This is a genomic window from Hyalangium gracile (assembly GCF_020103725.1).
Taxonomy (GTDB): domain Bacteria; phylum Myxococcota; class Myxococcia; order Myxococcales; family Myxococcaceae; genus Hyalangium; species Hyalangium gracile.
The window spans coordinates 143171-163341 of the sequence record NZ_JAHXBG010000019.1; the positions used below are offsets into that span (position 1 = coordinate 143171).

A 20171-nucleotide genomic window follows, 5' to 3' on the forward strand; every position below is an offset into this window, starting at 1 on the left:
GGGGCTGGGAGCCGGAGCAGCACCGGCTCCCCGCCTCCAGCGGCCTACGGCGCCTCGCCGCGAGCGATGACTTCGATCTCTCCCAGGCTCGCCACCTTCGCGCCGTAGAAGGTGCCCGTCACCGAGCCCAGCTCCACCCGCACCACGCGCGCGCGCACGTCCGAGAAGCTCACGTCCGTGCCACTCACGGCGAGGTTGCTCGCGGTGCCGGTGCCCACCAGCTGCGTGGCGCCCGCGTCCGAGTAGAGCTTCACGGTGGCGCTGCCCACCTGGATGGAGACGTTCGCCTCGCCGCCCTGGCGCGGGTTGTACAGCCGCACCTTGCGCACCGTCACCGGCACCGGGAAGGTGAGCTGCACCCACTGGTTCGCCTGCTGCTCCGCGGCGCTCCGCCAGTAGCGCCAGATCTCCCCCTTCGTCACGCGGCGGTCGATGACGCCCGTGTTGAAGGCGGGATCCAGCGTGGAGGAGACGGCGACGGTGGCGCCGGGAGCCAGGTTGCTCCACTTCGCCTCCTCGTCGGTGGGAGGCAGCGGAATCATCGTGTGGCCGGCATGGCAGCCCACGCACCGGGACACGGTGCCCGGCGGCGCGAAGTTCATCCCCGCCACATGGCTGGCGCCGTCCGGGTGGGGCCCGCCCGTCACCGGCACCTTGTATCCCTGCGAGGCCGGGCCGCGGAGCTGCTCGAACAGCGGCACGTTCGCGGGCGCGGTGTCATCCATCACGGAGCCATCCGGCGCCACGGGCTTCTCGCCCAGGAGGATGGGCCAGTCCAGGTGGGGGAAGGAGCCCGGGCTGGTGCGCTGGTGATCGATGTAGAAGCGGAGGCTCGCCGCCGAGCCCACCGGGGGCGCGCTCACCACGTCCCAGTCCACCGGGGCGTTGGCGTACACGTTGAGCGCCGCGAAGGTGAACCTGCCGTCCACGTCATACGGGCCCGCCGCCGTGGGAGGCAGCGGCGAGGGGGCCGGCGCGCTCGGGTTGTCGACGTACCGGTCCCTGAGCACCGGCGGCTTCGGCCGGGGCCCCAGCACCCGCGCGCGCACCTCGGCCGCGCCGGGCACGTCGTAGAGCAGCTTCGCGCCCTGGCCGTCCGCCTCCACCACGTACAGGGCGTAGTCCTGCTGCACGTTCGGGGCGATGGAGACCACCAGCCGCCCATCCGGCAGCACCTCCGGCTCGGCGGCGTATGTGCCCTTGAAGATGCCGTAGGAGGTGGGGTTGGTCGCGCTCACGTAGTCCAGCGTGAAGTCCGCCACGCCGAGGATGGGCTGGTAGGGCGTGGGGCCGCGCTCGTAGCGGCGGATGCCACCGAAGCCGCTCGCCTCCGTCATGTTGTACATGGGGAAGAAGTTGGCGAAGAAGACGCCCTGCGGGCTGAAGGCGCCGCCATAGACGTGGTTCTTCTCCTCCAGGCGGAAGCGCCCGTTCCACAGCTCGAGCCCCGTGCCGTCCGGGTTGATGGCCGCCGCCTGCCACGCGTTGCGGAACATGTCCGGGCCGCCCACGGGGTTGCTCCGGTCCGTCGTCAGCCCATCCTTCCGGTCATACCCTCCCTGCGGGTTCGCGAGGGTGCTCATGTCGTTGGTGGGGAAGCGGTGGTTGCGCCACCAGCGCGCGTAGACGACCTTGCCCGTGAGCGGATCCACCAGCGGCCGGTCCGCGCCGTTGCGCTCGGCGGTGATGCGGTGCAGCCGCGAGCCGTCCAGGTTCATCACGAACAGGTTGGTGGTGCGCACGCCGCTGTACTGCCCATACGAGGGCCAGCGCGTGGAGGAGAAGACGAGGCGCCCGTCCGGCAGGAAGGCGGGATCGAAGTCGTCATACCCCTGCAGCCCATTGGCCGCCGGGCCGAAGCGGCTGTAGTCCAGGCCCGGCTCCGGAGGGCTCACCAGCCGCAGGTTCGTCCCGTCCGCGTTGATGGCGTACAGGCGCCACGCCCCCAGGGACTTCGCCGGCGCCGTGTCGTGGGTGCCCGCGGGCAGGCCGGAGAAGACGATGGTGCTGCCGTCATACGAGACGGCCGGCCCGTTCACGTCCACCAGGTTCAGAGTCTGCGCCGAGGGCCGCTCGCCGTCGACGAGCACGCGCAGCTGGCCGCTGGACTCGCGGACGATGAGGCGGCCGGGCACCGAGGGCCGCACGCGGCTGTGCGCCCCCACGCCCGGCATCGCGTTGGGGACATCCCAGTAGATGCTGCCCTCGGGCATCACCTTGCGCGAGACGAAGACGAGCGCGGGCACGCCGCCATCCGTGGGTGGGCTCACCCCGCCATCTCCGGAGCCGCCATCCCCCGGGCCGTTGCTCCCTCCATCGTCCGCGGTGCCACCGTCCGGCTCATCTCCAGGAGGCTCGGAGCCGGAGCACGCGGCGACACACCCCAGCAGGCACAGCGCGACGACCAGACGACTTCGGGACATGGACATGCAGGCTCCTCACGCGATCACGGCTCGGCCCTCCCGAGGGCCCCGGGCTACTTCGTCCCCATCGAGCCCGCCGAGGGCGCCGGCTTGCTGGCCTTGGCCTTGGCCGGCTCCTGGGCGGGCGCGGCCTCCGGCTCGAACACCCGCAGCGTCCACATCGAGCCCGTGCTGTAGCCCGGCAGGTGGAGCGGGTTGAAGAGGCTGGCGCTGGTGGCGAAGCCGCCCGCGTAGGCCCGGGGGAACTCCGTCAGCTTCAGCTCGCAGCCGGCCAGCACCACGCCCGGGCGCGGCACCGCGTTGCTCACCGCCGTGCACTTACCCACCGCCTCGAAGTGCCCCTCGGGCAGCTCGAAGCTGGCGTAGATGTCGCCCTGCGAGCCCTCCGCGAAGGTGCGGTCCGTGATGCGCAGGCACGCCAGCGCGGCCCCCACGGGCTTCTTCCCGCTGGCCTTCACCTTCCCATCCGTCGGGCTCGTCTCGGGCACGGAGACGCTCCCCTGCATCTTCACGTTCGCCTGGAACGGCGCGTCATGGCACGCGTTCGGATCCGCCGCGGCCTTGGGGTCCTCCAGGGTCTGGAACTGGATCACCATCTCTCCGGCCAGCGCGGCACCGGGCAGGGCGAGCACGAGCGAGACGAGGCACACAGGAATGCGCGGCATGGATCAACTCCCGTTGAAGGGTGGAACCGCCATGATGACAGAGCCGTGTGACGGGCTCCGGGCCCCTACTCCCAGGAGATCTCGTACTCACTGTCGAGCAGCCCGAGCGGCCGTCCCTGGACGTGGACGCCGCGCGCTCCAGCCACCAGCAGCGTCCCCCGGAGGACGCCCTCGTGGTAGGCGGGGGGCATGAAGTCCCGCCGCATGAGCACGCGCCCGCGGCTGCCACCCACCCACATCACGCTGCGCTCGCCATAGCTCACCGCCGCCCGGTAGCTGGAGGGCAGCTGGCTGAGCAGCCGCTTCGGGTTGCCTTCGGCCAGCAGCAGCGCCGTCTTCCCCGCCATGGAGCCCAGGAAGTCGCGCGCGGCCTGCTCGCCCAGCCAGCGCAGCATCCGCTCGCACCCACCGAGCCGCGGCCCCACGTGCCCCGAGGCGCTCAGGCACAGCCGCAGGAAGCTGGCCACCGGGTAGGTGAAGAAGTCGACGTGCTTGCGCTCTCCGGTGGCCTGCCGACAGTGCCGCGCCACCTCCTCACCCATCAGCTGGCCCACGGCCCCCAGCACGCCGTTGAAGAACATCCCGCGCACCGCGTCCTCGGGCCTTGCGAGCACGAGGTGGCGCTCCAGCAGCCCCTCCGAGCCGAGATCCACCTCCACCACTTCCTGGGCCAGTCCAGTCATGGTGCCGCTCCTTCTCGAGAGGGAAGACTGCGATGGCACTGCCAGGGGACGACAGGCGGGCTACAGCCGCACGAGCTGGGCGCCGTAGTGCACGCTGGCGCCCACGGCCGCCACGAGCACCAGGTCCCCGCTGCCCAGCCGCACCTGGCCGGACTCCAGGTCCTCGGCCAGCAGGATGAGCATGCCGGCCGCCGAGGTGTTGCCGTAGCGGTGCACGTTCATCGCCACGCGCTCGGGCGGCAGGCCCACCGACTGCGTGAAGAACTCCATCAGCCGCCGGTTGGGCTGGTGGAAGTAGTAGCGCTTCACCTCGGAGCGCAGCTCCGGGTGGCGCTCCAGCACCCCGTCGATGCAGTGGCGCATGTAGACGGGGTAGCTCTCGGCCACCTTCTGCCCGTCCACCACGAAGGCCATGTCGCCCGGGCGAGCCCGGCCCTGGTGGGGCAGCTTCATGCCGCCACCGCCGCGGCGAATCACCAGCTGCTCGTGCGTGTTGCCGGACAGGGTGGAGAGGATGCCGGTGCCACTGTCGCCGTCCGCGCGCAGGATGACCGCGCCCGCGCCGTCGCCGAAGACGTACGCCGACAGGAACGCGTTGAGCGGCTTGCGCCCCGGCCCGGGGACGATTTCATCGGTGTAGACCTCTCGGTTCATATGAGGAGAGGTCAGCGTGGAGGCCACCACCGCCACGTTCTTGAAGCGGCCGCCCTCCATCATCTTCGCCGCCATGTCGATGATGTACGTCGTGCCGCCGCAGCCGTCGTCCACCACCAGCGCGAAGGTGTCCGTGCGGCAGCCCAGGCGCCGGTGCAGCTCCATCGCGTCGTGGTTGAAGTTCAGCTCGTCCGGCGAGCACGTGACGAGGAAGATGGCATCCAGCTCGCGCGGCTCCACGCCCGAGTTCTTCAGCGCCTTGCGCAGGGCGATCTCGCACATGTCCGTGTTGGAGGCCGGGTAGATGGGGAGATCATTCTCGGGCGGCGCAATCGCCGTGCCCCTCTCGTCGATCTCCCACAGGTAGCGCCGCTCCTGGATGCCCGTCTTCTCCAGGATGCGCTCGGCGGACCAGCCAGGAAACGCCTTGGCGATGCGCTCATTGGTGATGACTCGAGATGGAACGAAGGCACCGGCTCCTGCGAAGCGGACAGTAGGCATGAGCGTTTCTCGCGATGTTGGAGGAGCTTCCCTGCTGATGGTTTGGATGAGCAGGGCGCATGCCACGACCGCAAGTGGCCGGAAGAACGCTCGCGCTACGCGCGCTGGACCTTCATTCTTGAATTTCATTTTTGTCTCGTTTTGCTGCAATTGCTCTCAATTCCTCGATTTTTGAGCAAACCTTCAGCGGCGAAGCCCTCGGATTCACGTGTGAATCGATCTGCGTGAAACCCCTTAGATCCAGGAGCCTCCCATCGGGAAAATCTGAGGGTGTGGGTCAGACTCCTCACTCACCAAGTCACTGGAGACCCCCCGGGGTCAGAATGACCCTCAAAGAGCTGTCCAGCATGGTTGAAATGACCCACCTTCTGGTGTCCATCTCGACTCACCTGAGGCAGCAGAGACCTTTCAGGGTAGAAGAGCCCCCAAAGCTGGCGGTCGTGCCAGGGGAGGCCGTGGGTGTCCGAACAGGCCAGTGAGCGACGCGGGCTGCACGCCCAGCGCGAGCTTTGGAGGGACGGGCGCTGGCTCCGGTGGGTGCTGGCGGTGACGTTCGTGCGGCTGTGCGGGACGATGATGCCGTTTGCCCTGCTGCTGGCGGGCGAGACGGCGCTCGGCTCCTTCTCCGCTGGCGCCTGGATGACGAGCGCCTACTCCGCCGGAGCCGCCCTCGCCGCCCCCTTCCGGGGCCGGGACATGGACCGCCGCCGCCTGCCGGAAGCCATGCGGGTGCCCCTGCTCCTTCTGGCGACGTTGTGTGTCGCGGTCTCACTCGCCTGCGCGGCCCGCGCGCCGCTGCCGGTGCTGCTGGGCCTGTCTCTGCTGCTGGGCGTCATCCCCGCGGGCGTCGCTGGCGGATACCGTGCGCTGTTGCCCTCGCTTCTCCCACCCCGGATGCTGGAGCCCGCCTTCTCCATCGACGCGGTGCTCACCGAGGTGGCGTGGATCGGCGGTCCGCCGCTGGTGGGGTTGCTGGCGCTCGTCCACTCGAGCCTCACGCTGGGCCTCATCACCGTGTGCGCCCTGGTGGCCGTCCTGGCCAACCGGCGCCTGCCCTCGCGCGAGCCGCCGCCGGCCTCCGACGCTCCGGTGAGGGGCCTGTCCCTGGGGCCCTTCTTGAAGGGCCTGCCGCCGCTCGTGTTCGTGGGCGCCATCGTCACCGGGGTGAGCTGGGGCGCGGTGGACACGGCGCTGCCGGCGCGGCTGGTGCAGCTGGGCTCGCGCGCGGAGTTGTGGGGCGCGCTGGCGGCGCTGGTGTCCGTCACGAGCGCCATCGGCGGGCTGCTCTACACGAGCCTGGCGAAGCCGGCCTCGGCCGGAGAGGCGCTGGGACGGGCCCTGCTCTTCCTGGCGCTCTGGAGCGGGTTCCTGATGCCGCTGTGGTTCTCGCAGGGGCTGGCGAGCACCGCGGTGTGGCTGGGCGCCGCGGGCTTCTTCCTGGCGCCCCTGGTGGGGCTCATCACCTTCCTGCTGCAGCAGACGCTGCCGGCCACGCGCCAGGCCGAGGGCTTCGCGGTGTACGGCTCCTGCTGGTCGCTGGGCATCGGCGCGGGCAGCGCGCTGACGGCGGTGCTCCTGGAGCACTCCAGCGCCCGCATGGCGCTGCTGCTGTCCGGGGCGGTGCCGCTGGCGGCGGTGCTGGTGGGCGTGCTGCTGGTGCGCCCCCTCCTTCGCTCCGCCGCGAGCTCGCTGCCGCCGCTCAAGAGCGTGCCGGCTCCGGAGCCCCAGGGGGACGCCGGGGCAGGGTCACCGTGAACGTCGTCCCGTTCTCCAGGCTGGAGTCCACGCGGATGTGGCCTGCGTGGGCCTCGGTGATGTGCTTGACGATGAAGAGCCCCAGGCCGATGGAGTGGCTGCCCCGCGAGCCCGGGTCCTCGCCGCGCTTGAGCGGCTGGAAGAGCTGGCCGATCAGCTCCGGCGGGATGGGCGCTCCCATGTTGTGCACGGAGAGCACCACGCTGTCGCGCCAGCCATGCGTGCGCACCCGCACCGCGCAGTGCTCGTCCCCGTAGGTCAGCGCGTTGTTCACCAGGTTGGTGATGAGCTGGGCCAGCCGGTCCGCGTCCCACGCGCCCTGGCCGTCTGCGGTGCGCTCCACGACGAGCCGCCGGTGCGGATGGGCCAGCTGCACCTCCTCCACCACCAGCCGGGTGAGCTCGTGCAGATCCATCGGCCGGAATTCCACCGGGATGGAGCCGCTCAGCCGGGCCTGGGTGAAGTCCAGCAAGTCCCTGAGCATGCGGGTGGCGCGCTCGGCGCTGGTGACGATGCGCTGGACGGACTGGCGCTGCGACTCGTCCAGCCCGCCCTTCTTGAGCAGGAGCCGGGCCGCCATGGAGATGGCGTTGAGCGGGTTGCGCAAGTCGTGGCTGACGATGCCGATGAGGTGCTGCTCGAAGTCGGCCCGGCGCTGGGCCTCGTGCTCGGCCACCTTGCGCTCGGTGATGTCCTGGAAGGCGCCCACCATGCGCACGGCGTGGCCCTGCGCGTCCCGCACCACGTAGCCCCTGTCGTTGACGAACATGTACGAGCCGTCCCCGCGCCGGAACCGGTACTCCTCCATCCAGTGGTTGCCCCCGGTGTCGACGACGGCCTGGAGGCTGTTCACCACGCGCTCGCGATCCTCGGGGTGGATGTTGTCGGCCCACCAGTCCAGGGCCATCTCCACCTCCCCCGGCGCGCGGCCGGTGAGCCGGTGGACGTTGTCGCTCCAGTGCACCTGGTGGGTGGACAGATCCAGATCCCACACGGCGTCGCTGGTGGCCAGGATGGCCAGCCGGTAGCGCGTCTCGGACTGGCGCAGCTCCGCCTCGGCCCGCAGGCGCTCGGCAAGCTCGCGCGGCCCGTCCTGGCCGTCCCGCAGCGCCTGCTCGTGCTCCAGGGCATAGCACCGCAGCGCCTCGGCTCCCGCGTGGGACAGCACGTCCAGCAGCCGCCGCAGCGCGTCCGTGTCCAGCAGGCACGCGCCCTCACGGAGCACGTCGAGGATCACATCCCGCAGCACGGAGTACTCGCGCACCACCGCGGCGATGGCGAAGCCGCGGTGGAAGCACTCGCGGCCGTGCGACTGGGCGAGGGTGCCCACCGAGGCCGGCACCGTGGAGCCGGTGGCGACGGGCTCGCCCCGCAGGGCAGCCCCCAGCGCGTCGAGGAGCCGCGGCAGCGCCTCGAGCAGGCCGCCCTGGAGCGCGGGCGTGGACTGCAGGCGCACGCGCTCCTCCCACCGTTGGGCGATGGCCTGGCTCCGAGCCTGCAGGAAGTCCGCGAGGCCTTCGCTCGCCGGGTCGCACGGGCTCATGAGAGACAAGCTGCCTTCGGTGGAGTCCATGCCACCGTGGGTCCTCCGTCTTCACCGGATCGCCAGCCAATGTGCTCACGCCGAGGCGTGATGGCGAGAGCCCTCCTCAGGGGCCCGGCTGCTCGAACGGGCCACCTCTGAGTCCGAGGCGGGCGGACGTGGGAGCGCCTGCCGTCACACGCGCGGCGCCAGCTGGCTCCGCATCACCAGCAATTCACAGGCGACGTCGCGCGCCGCACGGTGCCGCGCGGAGGCTGCCTCCAGCCGCTGCCGTGCCTCGGCGCTGCCATCCAGGCCTCGACGAGCCTGCTGCAGCTCGAGCGTGGACACCATGAGCAGGGTTGCCAGTTCCAGCTGCTGGAGCTCCATCGTCCATCTCCTACGAGGCGTCCCGACCGTTGTACCAGCCACCTGCCTCCGGCCCCAATTCCTGGACACGGGGAAATCCGCAATACCTGACAGAACCGCCACTTCGAGGGTTGGCCCCCGGTGCCGAGCCATCTAAGGTGTGACGCACCACGGCAGTTCCGGGGGAGCAGGCCCGGAGCGCCGGTGCCACCGCGCCATGGGCCACATCCACATCATCCGCGACTTCCCCTCCCCGCAGGAGGGCTTCCAGCGCACCCTGCGCATCTACACGCCGGAGGGGTACGACGAGCACGGCTCGCGCCGCTATCCGGTCCTCTACATGCACGACGGGCAGAACGTGTTCGCGCACCCGGAGTCGGCGGTGTTCGACACGTGGTGCGCCAACCACGCGCTGGAGGCGCTGGTGCGCGAGGGCCGGCTGGAGCCGTGGCTCATCGTCGCGGTGGATGCGGGGCTGGGGCGCTTCCAGGAGTACTCGCCGTGGGACGAGCCGCGCAACCAGGTGCGGGGCCGCGGCCAGGCGTACGCGCGCTTCCTGGTGGAGGAGCTCAAGCCGTACGTGGATCGCGTCTACCGCACGCGCACGGAGCCGGAGTGGACGGGGGCGATGGGCTCGTCGCTGGGCGGGCTCATCTCGCTGTACCTCGGGTGGAAGCACCCGGAGGTGTTCGGGCGGATTGGGGGGCTGTCGCCCACGGTGATGTGGAGCTACAGCCGGCTCTTCGAGGAGTGGAAGGCGCACAGCCAGAAGTGGACGCGCATCTACCTGGACGCGGGCAGCACCGAGCACATCGACGCGGGCGGGGTGGCGCTCAACTACGGCGAGGCCACGCGCGAGTTCTACACGCACCTGAAGAAGCTGGGGTACCACGACCACGAGCTGCTGCTGGTGCTGGAGCCCGGCGGGCAGCACCACGAGAAGGACTGGCAGCGGCGGCTGCCGTTCGCGCTGCGCTGGCTGCTGAGCTGAGCGGCCGGCGCCCGGCTACGGATTGAGGGCCTGGACGAAGCGGATGTCGTCGCGCAGGCGGTCCATGTCCATGTGGCGGGTGAGGTAGAGCTCGGTGCCCATGGCGGCCTGGTATACGGAGGGCAGGTTCGAGCTGTGCTGCAGCAGCGTGGGGCCGAGCCTGCGCACCACCTCCTCGTGGGAGTGGCGGTAGGGGCGGCCGGCGCGCCGGGCGATGTGGCACACGTGGTACTTGGGCGTGTAGCGGAAGTCGCTCACGGGCTCGCCGGTGACGAGGCGTGCCCAGAGCCGGTACACGTCGATGTCGCAGGCGTAGTTGATCATGTCCGTCATGAAGCCGCCGGGCGGACGGAGGTTGGCCTCCAGCGCGACGAAGCTGTCATCCGGCAGGCGGAAGAACTCCAGGTGGAACCAGCGCTCGCGCAGGCCGAGCGCGGCCACGGCCTTGCGGCCCAGGGTGTCGAGCGCCTCGGGGATGTGCTTGAGGCTCCAGAAGGAGATGTCGCGCCTCTCCGTCACCACCTCCATGACGCCATCGCTGTACTGGTGGCTCAGGGTGAGGAGGATGCGGCCCTCGCGGTCCACCAGGCCGTCAAAGGTGACGATGGTGCCCTTGACGAAGGCCTGGGCGACGTAGGGGGTGATGGGCGGCTGGGGGATGGCCTGCTCCACCTCGGCGTCGCTGCTCACCTTGAAGGTGTGGGCGGCGCCCACGCCCACGTCGGGCTTGAGGACGAGCGGGTAGCCGACGCGCCGGGCGAAGGCCTTGACCTGGTCGGCGCTCTGGACGAGCTCGAGCTCGGGGTGGGGCACGCCGGCCTCGCGGAAGGCGGCGGCCATGCCGGACTTGCTGCGCAGGCGGTCGATGTCGTGGGGCTTGAGGCCGAAGACGTTGAAGTCCTCGCGCAGCCGGGCCTCCTGGCCCAGCCAGGACTCGTTGAGCGACTCGATGCGGGCGAGGCGGCCGTGGCGCCAGGTGAGGTAGCCGGTGGCGCGCAGCAGGGAGTCGTAGTCGTGGAGGCTGGGGGTGAAGAAGTACTCGCGGATGGAGTCCCTCAGCTCGTGGCGGAGCGTCTCGTAGGGGGCGTCGCCGACGGCCAGGACATTGACGCCCCGCTCTCTCAGCGCCGTGACGAAGTGGAAGTACTGCGGCGGAAAGTGGGGGGAGATGAAGACGAAGTTCATGGCTCCTCGGAGCGGGGGCTCCCGTGGGGAGGACCATAGCGCGGGATCGCTCGGTGCTCACTTCCTTGTCCGGAGGGTGTGCGATCAGGCCCACTCCCAGCGGGTTCCATCCTCTGGTGGACAGGGAAGGTGTGGGTGGGCGGACCCATCGGAGAAACCGATGCATCGCTGGGGCATCCAAGACGGATGATGAGCACACCTCTCTCCATCCTGGACGTCATTCCGGCTCCGGAAGGGGCTTCGAGCTCCCAGGCGCTGCGCCGCAGCCTGGAGCTGGCCCGCCTGGCGGATCGGCTGGGCTACACCCGCTACTGGTTCGCCGAGCACCACAACATGCCGGGCATCGCGAGCACGACCCCGGAGATCATGATCGCGCTGGTGGCGGAGGCCACCTCGCGCATCCGAGTGGGTTCCGGCGGGGTGATGCTGCCCAACCACGCGCCGCTCAAGGTGGCCGAGGCCTTCAAGATGCTGGAGGCGCTGTACCCGGGCCGCATCGACCTGGGCATCGGCCGGGCGCCGGGCACGGACCCGAGGGCGGCGCTGGCGCTGCGGCGCACGCGGGAGGCGCTGGAGGTGGACGACTTCCCGGAGAAGCTGGTGGAGCTGGTGGCGTTCGGGAAGGGGCAGTTCCCGGCGGGCCACCCGTTCGGCGCGGTGAAGGCGGTGCCGGACGACGTGCCGCTGCCGCCCATCGTGCTGCTGGGCTCGAGCGGGTTCAGCGCCCAGCTGTCGGCCCGGCTGGGGATGCCGTTCGGCTTCGCCGCGCATTTCAGCCCCGAGCCTCCCGACGGGCCGATGCTCGCCTACCGCGAGCAGTTCACGCCGGGGGTGCTGGAGAAGCCCCACGCCATCCTGACGGTGTCGGTGGTGTGCGCTCCGACGGACGCGGAGGCGGAGCGGCTGGCCTCCAGCGTGATTCTGTCCTTCGTGCGCGCGCGGACCAACCAGCGCGGCAAGCTGCCGAGCCCCGAGGAGGCGCTGGCCTACCCCTACACTCCCTTCGAGCGGGAGGTGGCGGAGTCGATCCGGGCGATGCAGATCATCGGCTCGCCGGCGACGGTGAAGCAGCGAATCACGGCGCTGGTGGAGCGGACGGCGGCGGACGAGGTGATGGTGATGACGAACACTTTCGGCCACATGGAGCGGCTGCGCTCGTACGAGCTGCTGGCGGAGGCGCTCCTGAGCTGAGCAGGATGGCCCCACTCTGGAGGGGAGAACCATGGAGAGGCGACGGATCGGCTCGCTGTCGGTGTCGGTGATTGGGCTGGGGTGCAACAACTTCGGGATGCGGCTGGACGCGCAGGCGACGGCGGCGGTGTTGGATGCGTCGCTCGAGGCGGGCATCAACTTCCTGGACACGGCGGACATCTACGGCGGGACGAAGAGCGAGGAGTTCATCGGCCGGTGGCTCGGCAAGCACCGCGAGCAGGTGGTGCTGGCGACGAAGTTCGGCTCGAAGGTGGATGAGCAGCGCAAGGGAGCGGCTCCGGCGTACATCCGGCGAGCGGTGGAGGACAGCCTGCGTCGGCTCGGGACGGACCGGATCGACCTGTACCAGCTGCACCGGCCGGATCCGGAGGTGCCCATCGCGGACACCCTGGGCGCGCTGGACGAGCTGGTTCGCGCGGGGAAGGTGCGGGAGCTCGGCTGCTCGAACTTCTCCCAGGAGCAGCTCCGCGAGGCGGAGGCGGCGGTGAAGCCGGGCGCGGCGCGCTTCATGAGCGTGCAGAACGAGTACAGCCTGCTGCACCGGGAGCCGGAGCGCGACGTGCTGCCCGAGTGCGAGCGCAAGGGCCTGGCGTTCCTGCCCTACTTTCCGCTGGCGAGCGGGCTGCTGACGGGCAAGTACCGCAAGGGCCGGCCGTTTCCGCCGGGCACGCGCATCACGGACGGCGGGCGCTTCTCGAGCTTCCTGAGCGAGGAGCGGCTGGCCAGGGTGGAGTCGCTCATCGCGTTCGCGGAGTTGCGCGGACACACGCTGCTGGAGCTCGCCTTCTCGTGGCTGCTCGCGAGGAAGAGCGTGGCCTCGGTGATTGCAGGCGCGACCTCGCCGGCCCAGGTGAAGTCCAACGCCGCCGCGGCGGGCTGGCAGCTCACGGCAGCGGAGCTGGCGGAGGTCGACCGCCTCCTGTCATAGGAGCGGCGCTCCTCTCAGCCTCCAGCCGAAGGGCACGAGCAGCGTGTCCACTCCAGCCAAGGCGGAATCCACCGTCGCCCAGAAGCCCGGCTTCTCCGAGACTCCCGGCACCTTCGACGGGCAGAAGCAGGGAGAGCGCAAGAAGACCTGAACCAACGGCCAGGCCCGTAGTGTCGTGGGCAGGAAGGGGCCGTCGCCTCAATCCCGAGGCGTCCACCTCAACGCTGGCGAGCACCCACTCCTGGCGCATCGCCAAGCCCAGTTCCGCAGCCTTCCGCCGCGTCCACTGCCAGAGCTGCCTGGCGCTCGCTGGGGACAGGCTGCATTGCCATGGCAGTTGGAGCTTCCGTGCACGGGGCAGGTGGACCTCCGCCGTCTGCTTCCGGGAGTGCCAACAAGGACGGAGGCGCCCAGGCAAGAAGCAGGGTGGGGGCGGAACAGAGCCTGCCTGGAGCACCTCCGGAGGAGGAGCGAAGAACAGGCGGGGCCGCAATGGATTCAGGGCCGCAGGAATCCTCCTGCCACTCGCCAGCGGAGAGCGGGGCGAGTGGGCCCTCGGGAGCGTTCCGGCTCGAAGTGGGACACGCGGTGGCCCCCCCTTCCTCGTGGACCGGGAGCCTCCCTGTCGGCTCGACTTGTTGCGAACTGGTATGACAAGCATACCAGTTGCTGGCGTTCTCGCCCGACACGGGCACCTCCCCGTGAGGAGGTGGGGGCTTGGGCACGGTATGTGCGTCGCGCACCGGGGCCAGCCGGTCGAGCAGCGGCTCATCGGCAGCCTTCAGCAGCGCCGGCAACTGTTGGCGAAGGGCCTGGGCGTCACGGTCGGCCAGAGCGTTGAACACGCACTGGGCCCACTGCTGGAGGGCCTCGGGCTGCAGCGCAGGGAGCAGAGCGGCTGCCAGCCCTCGGAAGGCCTTCTCCAACGACATCAGGAGCAACATGTGGCCGGGACGGTCCGCTCCTTGGGCCGCCAGCCTCAGCAAGTCGAACTCTCGCTCCACCCACCGGATGCGCTTCTCCTGCCAGCGCACCTCATCTCTCAGCGCGAAGCTGGCATTGAGCAGCTGCTCCACAGCGGGCTGGCTGGCGTGCTCGCAGCAGGCGGCCAGCAGTTCCACCGTCACCTCCCGCTTGAGGGCGAAGTACCCCTCGAGCAGCGGCCGGCGGTCCATGTCTTGGCGGCCCTCGGGCAGCAGCAGCTTCAGGCTCTCCAGCGACAGCGCTTCGCCCAGGGGCACCGTGCGGCTCTGTCGCCCGGGGTGTTGACGGATGAGTCCTCTGGCGGCCAGCCCCTGGAGGGCTCCTCGGATGGTGGTGCGCGACACCCCATAGCGCTGGGCCATCTGCCGCTCGGAAGGCAGCCGGCCCTTGGGCCACTGCCCCAGGGCAATCGTTTGCTCCAACTGCTCCGCCACTCTCGACACCAGCCCCTTGTGTTCCATCCTCGCCGCCCTCCTCGTTGCACGCCTCCTCCATCCAAGCAGAGGCATCTGACAACATCAGCAGCAACCCGAGTGAGCGGCGCGTCCATCGCCGGGAGCAGCAACGGTGAGGGGAAGGCGCAGTGATGCCTTTTTCCTACCCACACGTTTGGGTCTGACCGGCCTTCTCTGAAACAGGTTAACGGTCTCGCCTTCGCCGTCCTGGCTGCTGCCGCTATTTCCGAGGCCTGGCTCGTGTCATGCGGCGAACGGCCTCGCGCAGCTCCGACTCCTTGAGGCCGGCGTAGCCGAGGCGCACGGCGGGTAATGGCTGGCCGTCGAACGTGTACTGCCCGCCATGGGAGAACCACGCTCCCAGGGTGGAAGCGCTCCTGGCCCAGGCGGCGGCGTCCAGGCCCGGAGCGCAGCGAGCCCACAGCGTCATGCCTCCGGCGGGCACGGTGAAGTCGAGCGCGCCGGACAGCTCCTTGTGGAGCGCCTCGACGAGCGCGTCCCGGCGTGAGCGATAGACGCCGCGCATCTTGCGGACGTGGCGCTGGAGCTCACCCTCTTCGAGCAGCTCGGCCAGGGCGTACTCCGCGACCAGGTCTCCCTGCCGGTCCACGACGGCGCGGATGGAAGTCGCGCGCTGGATGAACGGGATGGGAGCGAAGAGGAAGCCGACGCGCAGCCCCGGGGCGAGCACCTTGGAGAGCGTGCCCACGTAGATGACGACGTTGTCCCGGTCGGCGCTGGCGAGAGGGAGGACGGGGCGGCCCTCGTAGTGAAACTCGTGGTCGTAGTCGTCCTCGATGAGGGCGCAGCCCGAGCTGCGAGCCCAGGCCAGCAGCGCGAGGCGGCGAGCGGGCGAGAGCGTGACGGTGGTAGGGTACTGATGGTGCGGAGTGAGGTAGACGGCCCGGAGCCCATGGCGGGCGGCCGCGGCCTCCAGCTTGTCCACACGGATGCCCTCCTCATCGACGGGGATGGGCACGAGCTGGGCCCCCACGGAACGCAGGGCCTCCCACGCGGGGCGATAGCCCAGGGCCTCCACGGCGACACGGTCTCCCGGACGCACGAGGGCCCGCGCGGCGAGGAAGAGCGCGCCCTGGCTGCCCCGGGTGACAAGCAGCGAGTCTGGAGTGGCCGCGAGCCCGCGCACGGATGCGAGCATCTGCGCGAGCGCGGCTCGCAGGCGCGGGTGCCCCTGAGGCCCGGCGTAGTCGAGGAGGCGCTGGCCTCCGAGCTTGAACGCACGACGCCACGCGCGAGCGAGCACCTCGACGGGAAGGAGCCGCACGTCCGGAGTGCCCCCCGAGAGCACAAGGGCTCCGCGAGGAAAGTCCACGGGCTCACGCGTCCGCAGGGGCGGCTCGAGCGCGAAGCCAACCGAGTCGAGCGTCCGGGAGCGCGGTGACGCGGCCGGAGGAGCCGGCTCCACGTCCGGGAGCGCCGAGGAGACGAAGGTGCCCCGCGCGGGGGCGGTGGAGATCCACCCCTGCGCCTCCAGCTCCTGGTAGGCGGCCAGGACGGTGTTGCGGTGGACACGCAGCGTGGTGGCGAGCGCGCGGCTGCCCGGGAGCGCGGCCCCGGGCTTCAGTCGGCCACGCCGGATGTCCTCGGAGAGCGCCCGAGCAATCTGGACGAACAGCGGCGTCGGAGACGCCTCATCCAGCGGAACGCTCAGCTCCCAGGTGCGCATGGGGACTCCGGAGCCCCGTCCCCTCTCCGGAAGAGTGGAGAGGGGCCCTCGCCAGCGGGCTCAGTTCTTCGTGAGCGGCCGGTAGCGGATGCGGTGCGGCTGCAGCGCCTCGGCGCCCAGGCGCTTCTTCTTGTCCGCCTCGTAGTCCTCGAAGTTGCCCTCGAAGAAGAACGCCTTGCTGTCTCCCTCGAACGCCAGGATGTGCGTGGCGATGCGGTCCAGGAACCAGCGGTCGTGGCTGATCACCACCGCGCACCCCGCGAAGCTCAGCAGCGCATCCTCCAGGCTCCGCAGCGTCTCCACGTCCAGGTCGTTCGTCGGCTCGTCCAGCAGCAGCAGGTTGCCGCCGCTCTTCAGCATCTTCGCCAGGTGCACCCGGTTGCGCTCGCCGCCCGACAGGTCCTTCACCCGCTTCTGCTGATCCTGCCCCTTGAACGCGAAGCCCGCCAGGTACGCGCGGCTCGGAATCTGCCCCGCCCGCCCCAGGTCGATGTGGTCCAGCCCGCCGCTCACCTCGTCGAACACCGTCTTGTCACCCGCCAGCGCGTCGCGGCTCTGGTCCACGTAGGCCAGCTTCACCGTCTCGCCCACCTTCAGCTCGCCCGCGTCCGGCTTCTCCACCCCGGTGATCATCCGGAACAGCGTCGTCTTGCCCGCGCCGTTCGGTCCAATCACGCCGACGATGCCACCCGGCGGCAGCTTGAAGTTCAGGTCGTCGATGAGCAGCCGATCCCCGAACGCCTTGCGCAGCCCCTTGGCCTCCACCACCAGCCCACCGAGCCTGGGCCCGGGCGGAATGGTGACTTCCCCCGTCGGCTCGCGCTTCTCCTGCGTCTGGTTGAGCAGATCCTCGTACGCGGAGATGCGCGCCTTGCTCTTGGCCTGACGCGCCTTGGGGCTGGCGCGCACCCACTCCAGCTCGCGCTTGAGCGTCTTCTGCCGGTGGCTCTCCGCCTTCTCCTCCAGCTCCAGCCGCTTCTGCTTCTGGTCCAGCCACGAGGAGTAGTTGCCCTTCCAGGGCACCCCCTCGCCCCGGTCCAGCTCCAGGATCCACTCGGCCACGTTGTCCAGGAAGTACCGGTCGTGCGTGATGCAGACGATGGTGCCCTTGTAGTCCTTCAGCGCCTGCTCCAGCCACGCCACGCTCTCGGCGTCCAGGTGGTTGGTGGGCTCGTCCAGCAGCAGCAGGTCCGGCTTCTCCAGCAGGATGCGGCACAGCGCCACGCGGCGCTTCTCACCGCCCGACAGCTTCGTCACGTCCGCGTCCCCCGGAGGCAGCCGCAGCGCGTCCATCGCCATCTCCAGCGTGCGGTCCAGCTCCCAGCCGTTCGCCGCGTCGATGGCGTCCTGCAGCTTGCCCTGCTCGGCCAGCAGCTTCTCCATCTCCGCGTCGCTCATGGGCTCGGCGAACTTCGCCGACACCTCGTTGAAGCGGTTGAGCAAGTCGCGCACGTTCTTCAGGCCCAGCTCCACGTTCCCCTTCACGTCCAGCGAGGCGTCGAGCTGGGGCTCCTGCGGCAGGAAGCCCACGCGCGCGCCCGGGTCCGGCTTGGCCACGCCGAAGAACTCCTTGTCCACCCCGGCCATGATGCGCAGCAGCGTCGACTTGCCCGAGCCGTTGGGGCCGATGACGCCGATCTTCGCTCCCGGGAAGAAGGACAGGTAGATGCCCTTGAGGATGTCCTTCCCACCCTTGACCTTGCGCAGGTCCTGCATGGTGAAGATGAAGTTCTGGGCCATCGGGTTCTCGTGCCTCCAAAGTGACGACGGACGTAGGACGTAGACGGTGGCGGATACTAAGGAGGGGCGCTGGGCGCAAGGAACTCTCCCACGCCCCCTCCTCTGCCGGGCGGAAACGGGCGCTCAGCGGCGCAGCCTGTCCCACAGGGACTCGGACGTCATGTACGCGAAGTCCGCGTCCCCGAAGCGCACCAGGTCCCCATCCTGCACGAAGAACTCCTTGTGCGGCTCCAGCATGTGGCCGTTGATCTGCGTCCCGTTCATCGAGCCCAGGTCCACCACCGTGCAGCTGTCCGACTGTCCATGCCACGACAGCCGCGCGTGCTCCTTGGAGACGGACGGATCGTTGATGACCAGGTCGCAGCTCGGCAGCCGCCCCACCATCAGCTCGTCGATGCTCCGCAGCGGCGGCAGGCTGGCCACCAGCAGCTCGTCGAAGCGCAGCATCACCGCCAGCTGCATCGCCTCCAGGCTGGGGCCCGTGGCCACCAGCGTGCTCTGCGCTCCCATCCGCATCGCCATCTGCTCCACCACCGGCCGTGGCGGCTTCTGAACGAGGACGAAGGGGCCAATCTGATTGCAGAAGAAGGCCTCCGTGAGTCGAGAGGCCAACGACCGCAGTTCCCGGACATTGAGCATGGGCGCGCAGTCTAGCGCCAGACTTCGTGGAGGTGCTAAAGCCCGGCCTCCTCCATGTCCGCCCCCGTCCTCGAGCTGCAGGGCCTCACCAAGAGCTATTCGAAGCTCACCGCGCTGTCCGACGTGAACCTCTCCATCCAGCCGGGGGAGATCTTCGCCCTGCTGGGCCCCAACGGCGCCGGGAAGACGACGCTCATCGGCTCGGTCTGCGGACTGGTGAAGAAGACGAGCGGCCGCATCCTCCTGTTCGGCAAGGACCTGGACCAGGACCCCGTCACCCCCCGCTATGACGTGGGCCTGGTCCCCCAGGAGATCAACTTCGACCCCTTCTTCTCGGTGGCCGAGTCCCTCTACATCCAGATGGGCTACTACGGCCGCCCCCGGGACGAGGCCCGCGTGAACGAGGTGCTCACCGCCCTCAACCTCCACGCCAAGAAGGACGCGCTCACCCGCGCCCTCTCCGGCGGCATGAAGCGCCGGCTGCTCATCGCCAAGGCCCTGGTGCACCGCCCCAAGCTCGTCTTCCTGGACGAGCCCACCGCCGGCGTGGACGTAGAGCTGCGCCGCGACCTGTGGACGTACGTGCGCAAGCTGGCCTCCGAGGGCACCACCATCGTCCTCACCACCCACTACCTCGAGGAGGCCGAGGAGCTGGCCGACCGCGTGGGCGTCATCAACGAGGGGCGCCTGCTGCTGGTGGAGGACAAGGCCTCCGTCATGCGCCGCTTCGGCGAGCGCCGCCTCGTCGTCACCTTCGAGCAGCCCCTGCCCGAGCTGCCCGAGGCCGCCCGCCGCTTCACCGCCACCCTCTCCGAGGACCGCCGCACCCTCACCTATATCGAGCGCGAGGGCACCCCGCCCTCCGGCGAGCTGCTGCGCGCCCTCTACGCCCAGGGCCTGCCCATCTCCGACGTGGAGACGCGGCGCTCCCGCCTCGAGGACGTCCTCATCGAAATCCTCCGCGGCCGCCCGCAGAAGGCCGCCTGAGCCCCCTCCCCCGCCCGCACCGATACCTATGAACACCCAAGGGATGAAGACGCTGTTCGCGAAGGAGGTCCGCCGCTTCATGCGCGTGCCGGGCCAGACCGTCCTCTCGCCGCTCATCAGCACCACGCTCTACTTCATCGTCTTCGGCTACTCCATCTCCAGCCGCATCCACGAGGTGGAGGGCACCCCGTACCTGCCCTTCATCGTCCCGGGCCTCATCTTCCTGGGCATCGCCAACAACGCCTTCCTCAACTCCAGCTCCTCGCTGTTCATCACCAAGATTCAGGGCACGGTGGTGGACCTGCTCGTGGCCCCGCTGGGCCCCGGCGAGCTGATGGCCGGCTTCATCGGCGGCGCCATGGTGCGCGGCCTGGTGGTGGGCGGCCTCACCTGGGCGGTGGCCGCCATCTTCACCGGCTTCAGCCTCCAGCACGCCCTGGTGGCCGCCTACTTCCTGCTCATTGCCTCCTACGTCTTCAGCGTGCTGGGCATGCTGGCCGCCGTCTGGGCCGAGAAGTTCGAGCAGATCAACTTCTTCCCCACCTTCGTGATGATGCCGCTCACCTTCCTGGGCGGCGTCTTCTACTCGGTGCGCGAGCTGCCCTCGCCCTGGAACCACATCAGCCTCTTCAACCCCATGGTCTACATGGTGGAGGGGCTGCGCTACGGCATGCTCGGACGCAGCATCTTCCCGCCCGTGCTCGGCGGCGGCATCCTCCTGGGGCTCGCCGTGGTGGCCACCATCGTGGCCTGGCTGGCCCTGCGCTCCGGCTACAAGCTGAAGGCCTGAG

Annotated in this window: 17 protein-coding genes; 6 read left to right on the top strand and 11 right to left on the bottom strand. The window is 69.8% G+C overall.

Annotated features, from left to right (window positions below):
- Positions 1 to 44 precede the first annotated feature (44 nt).
- From KY572_RS32380 to KY572_RS32395, 4 genes are all read right to left on the bottom strand, one after another.
- Positions 45 to 2423, bottom strand: a complete 2379-nt coding sequence (locus KY572_RS32380) for a DUF7402 domain-containing protein (protein ID WP_224247510.1) — start codon at positions 2421 to 2423, stop codon at positions 45 to 47.
- A 53-nt stretch (positions 2424 to 2476) separates the two neighbouring features.
- Complete coding sequence (locus KY572_RS32385) at positions 2477 to 3088, bottom strand: hypothetical protein (RefSeq protein WP_224247511.1); 612 nt, start codon at positions 3086 to 3088, stop codon at positions 2477 to 2479.
- A 65-nt stretch (positions 3089 to 3153) separates the two neighbouring features.
- The gene (locus KY572_RS32390; protein WP_224247512.1) at positions 3154 to 3771 is read right to left on the bottom strand and encodes a DUF2378 family protein; all 618 of its coding nucleotides are present in this window, start codon (positions 3769 to 3771) and stop codon (positions 3154 to 3156) included.
- 60 nt (positions 3772 to 3831) lie between these two features.
- The gene (locus KY572_RS32395; RefSeq protein ID WP_224247513.1) at positions 3832 to 4926 is read right to left on the bottom strand and encodes a 3-oxoacyl-ACP synthase III family protein; all 1095 of its coding nucleotides are present in this window, start codon (positions 4924 to 4926) and stop codon (positions 3832 to 3834) included.
- A 459-nt stretch (positions 4927 to 5385) separates the two neighbouring features.
- On the opposite strand from KY572_RS32395, the gene KY572_RS32400 reads away from it, so the two are divergent.
- Entirely contained in the window at positions 5386 to 6681 is a 1296-nt protein-coding gene (locus tag KY572_RS32400) for an MFS transporter (protein WP_224247514.1), read from the top strand.
- On the opposite strand, the gene KY572_RS32405 is transcribed toward KY572_RS32400, so the two are convergent.
- Together KY572_RS32405 and KY572_RS32410 are read right to left on the bottom strand one after the other, a co-directional pair.
- Complete coding sequence (locus tag KY572_RS32405; RefSeq protein ID WP_224247515.1) at positions 6626 to 8254, bottom strand: sensor histidine kinase; 1629 nt, start codon at positions 8252 to 8254, stop codon at positions 6626 to 6628. The two genes, KY572_RS32400 and KY572_RS32405, sit on opposite strands and share 56 nt — an antisense overlap.
- A 144-nt stretch (positions 8255 to 8398) precedes the next feature.
- Entirely contained in the window at positions 8399 to 8593 is a 195-nt protein-coding gene (locus KY572_RS32410) for a hypothetical protein (protein WP_224247516.1), read from the bottom strand.
- A gap of 196 nt (positions 8594 to 8789) precedes the next feature.
- Between KY572_RS32410 and KY572_RS32415 the strand changes: the two genes are divergently transcribed.
- Positions 8790 to 9563, top strand: coding sequence for an alpha/beta hydrolase (locus KY572_RS32415; protein ID WP_224247517.1), 774 nt, complete (start codon positions 8790 to 8792; stop codon positions 9561 to 9563).
- Positions 9564 to 9578: 15 nt separating this feature from the next.
- Here KY572_RS32415 and KY572_RS32420 read toward each other — a convergent pair whose 3' ends face one another.
- Positions 9579 to 10748, bottom strand: a complete 1170-nt coding sequence (locus KY572_RS32420; RefSeq protein ID WP_224247518.1) for an ATP-grasp domain-containing protein — start codon at positions 10746 to 10748, stop codon at positions 9579 to 9581.
- Between the two features lie 186 nt (positions 10749 to 10934).
- Here KY572_RS32420 and KY572_RS32425 point away from each other — a divergent pair, with 186 nt between their 5' ends.
- Positions 10935 to 11939 carry an LLM class flavin-dependent oxidoreductase gene (locus KY572_RS32425; RefSeq protein WP_224247519.1) on the top strand — a complete coding sequence of 335 codons (1005 nt, stop codon included), beginning with the start codon at positions 10935 to 10937 and terminating at the stop codon, positions 11937 to 11939.
- 31 nt (positions 11940 to 11970) lie between these two features.
- The gene (locus tag KY572_RS32430) at positions 11971 to 12888 is read left to right on the top strand and encodes an aldo/keto reductase (RefSeq protein ID WP_224247520.1); all 918 of its coding nucleotides are present in this window, start codon (positions 11971 to 11973) and stop codon (positions 12886 to 12888) included.
- Between the two features lie 218 nt (positions 12889 to 13106).
- Here KY572_RS32430 and KY572_RS32435 read toward each other — a convergent pair whose 3' ends face one another.
- From KY572_RS32435 to KY572_RS32450, 4 genes are all read right to left on the bottom strand, one after another.
- Positions 13107 to 14333, bottom strand: a complete 1227-nt coding sequence (locus KY572_RS32435; RefSeq protein WP_224247521.1) for a FadR/GntR family transcriptional regulator — start codon at positions 14331 to 14333, stop codon at positions 13107 to 13109.
- Between the two features lie 214 nt (positions 14334 to 14547).
- Positions 14548 to 16014 carry a MocR-like pyridoxine biosynthesis transcription factor PdxR gene (pdxR, locus tag KY572_RS32440; protein ID WP_224247522.1) on the bottom strand — a complete coding sequence of 489 codons (1467 nt, stop codon included), beginning with the start codon at positions 16012 to 16014 and terminating at the stop codon, positions 14548 to 14550.
- 60 nt (positions 16015 to 16074) lie between these two features.
- Positions 16075 to 17754, bottom strand: a complete 1680-nt coding sequence (ettA, locus tag KY572_RS32445; RefSeq protein WP_224247523.1) for an energy-dependent translational throttle protein EttA — start codon at positions 17752 to 17754, stop codon at positions 16075 to 16077.
- A gap of 123 nt (positions 17755 to 17877) precedes the next feature.
- Entirely contained in the window at positions 17878 to 18366 is a 489-nt protein-coding gene (locus KY572_RS32450) for an FHA domain-containing protein (RefSeq protein ID WP_224247524.1), read from the bottom strand.
- A gap of 81 nt (positions 18367 to 18447) precedes the next feature.
- Here KY572_RS32450 and KY572_RS32455 point away from each other — a divergent pair, with 81 nt between their 5' ends.
- Positions 18448 to 19380 (top strand): ABC transporter ATP-binding protein, encoded by a 933-nt coding sequence (locus KY572_RS32455; RefSeq protein WP_224247525.1) that lies wholly within the window; start codon positions 18448 to 18450, stop codon positions 19378 to 19380.
- A 43-nt stretch (positions 19381 to 19423) separates the two neighbouring features.
- On the top strand, positions 19424 to 20170 hold the full coding sequence (locus KY572_RS32460; protein ID WP_263452178.1) for an ABC transporter permease: 747 nt from the start codon (positions 19424 to 19426) through the stop codon (positions 20168 to 20170).
- Position 20171 lies beyond the last annotated feature (1 nt).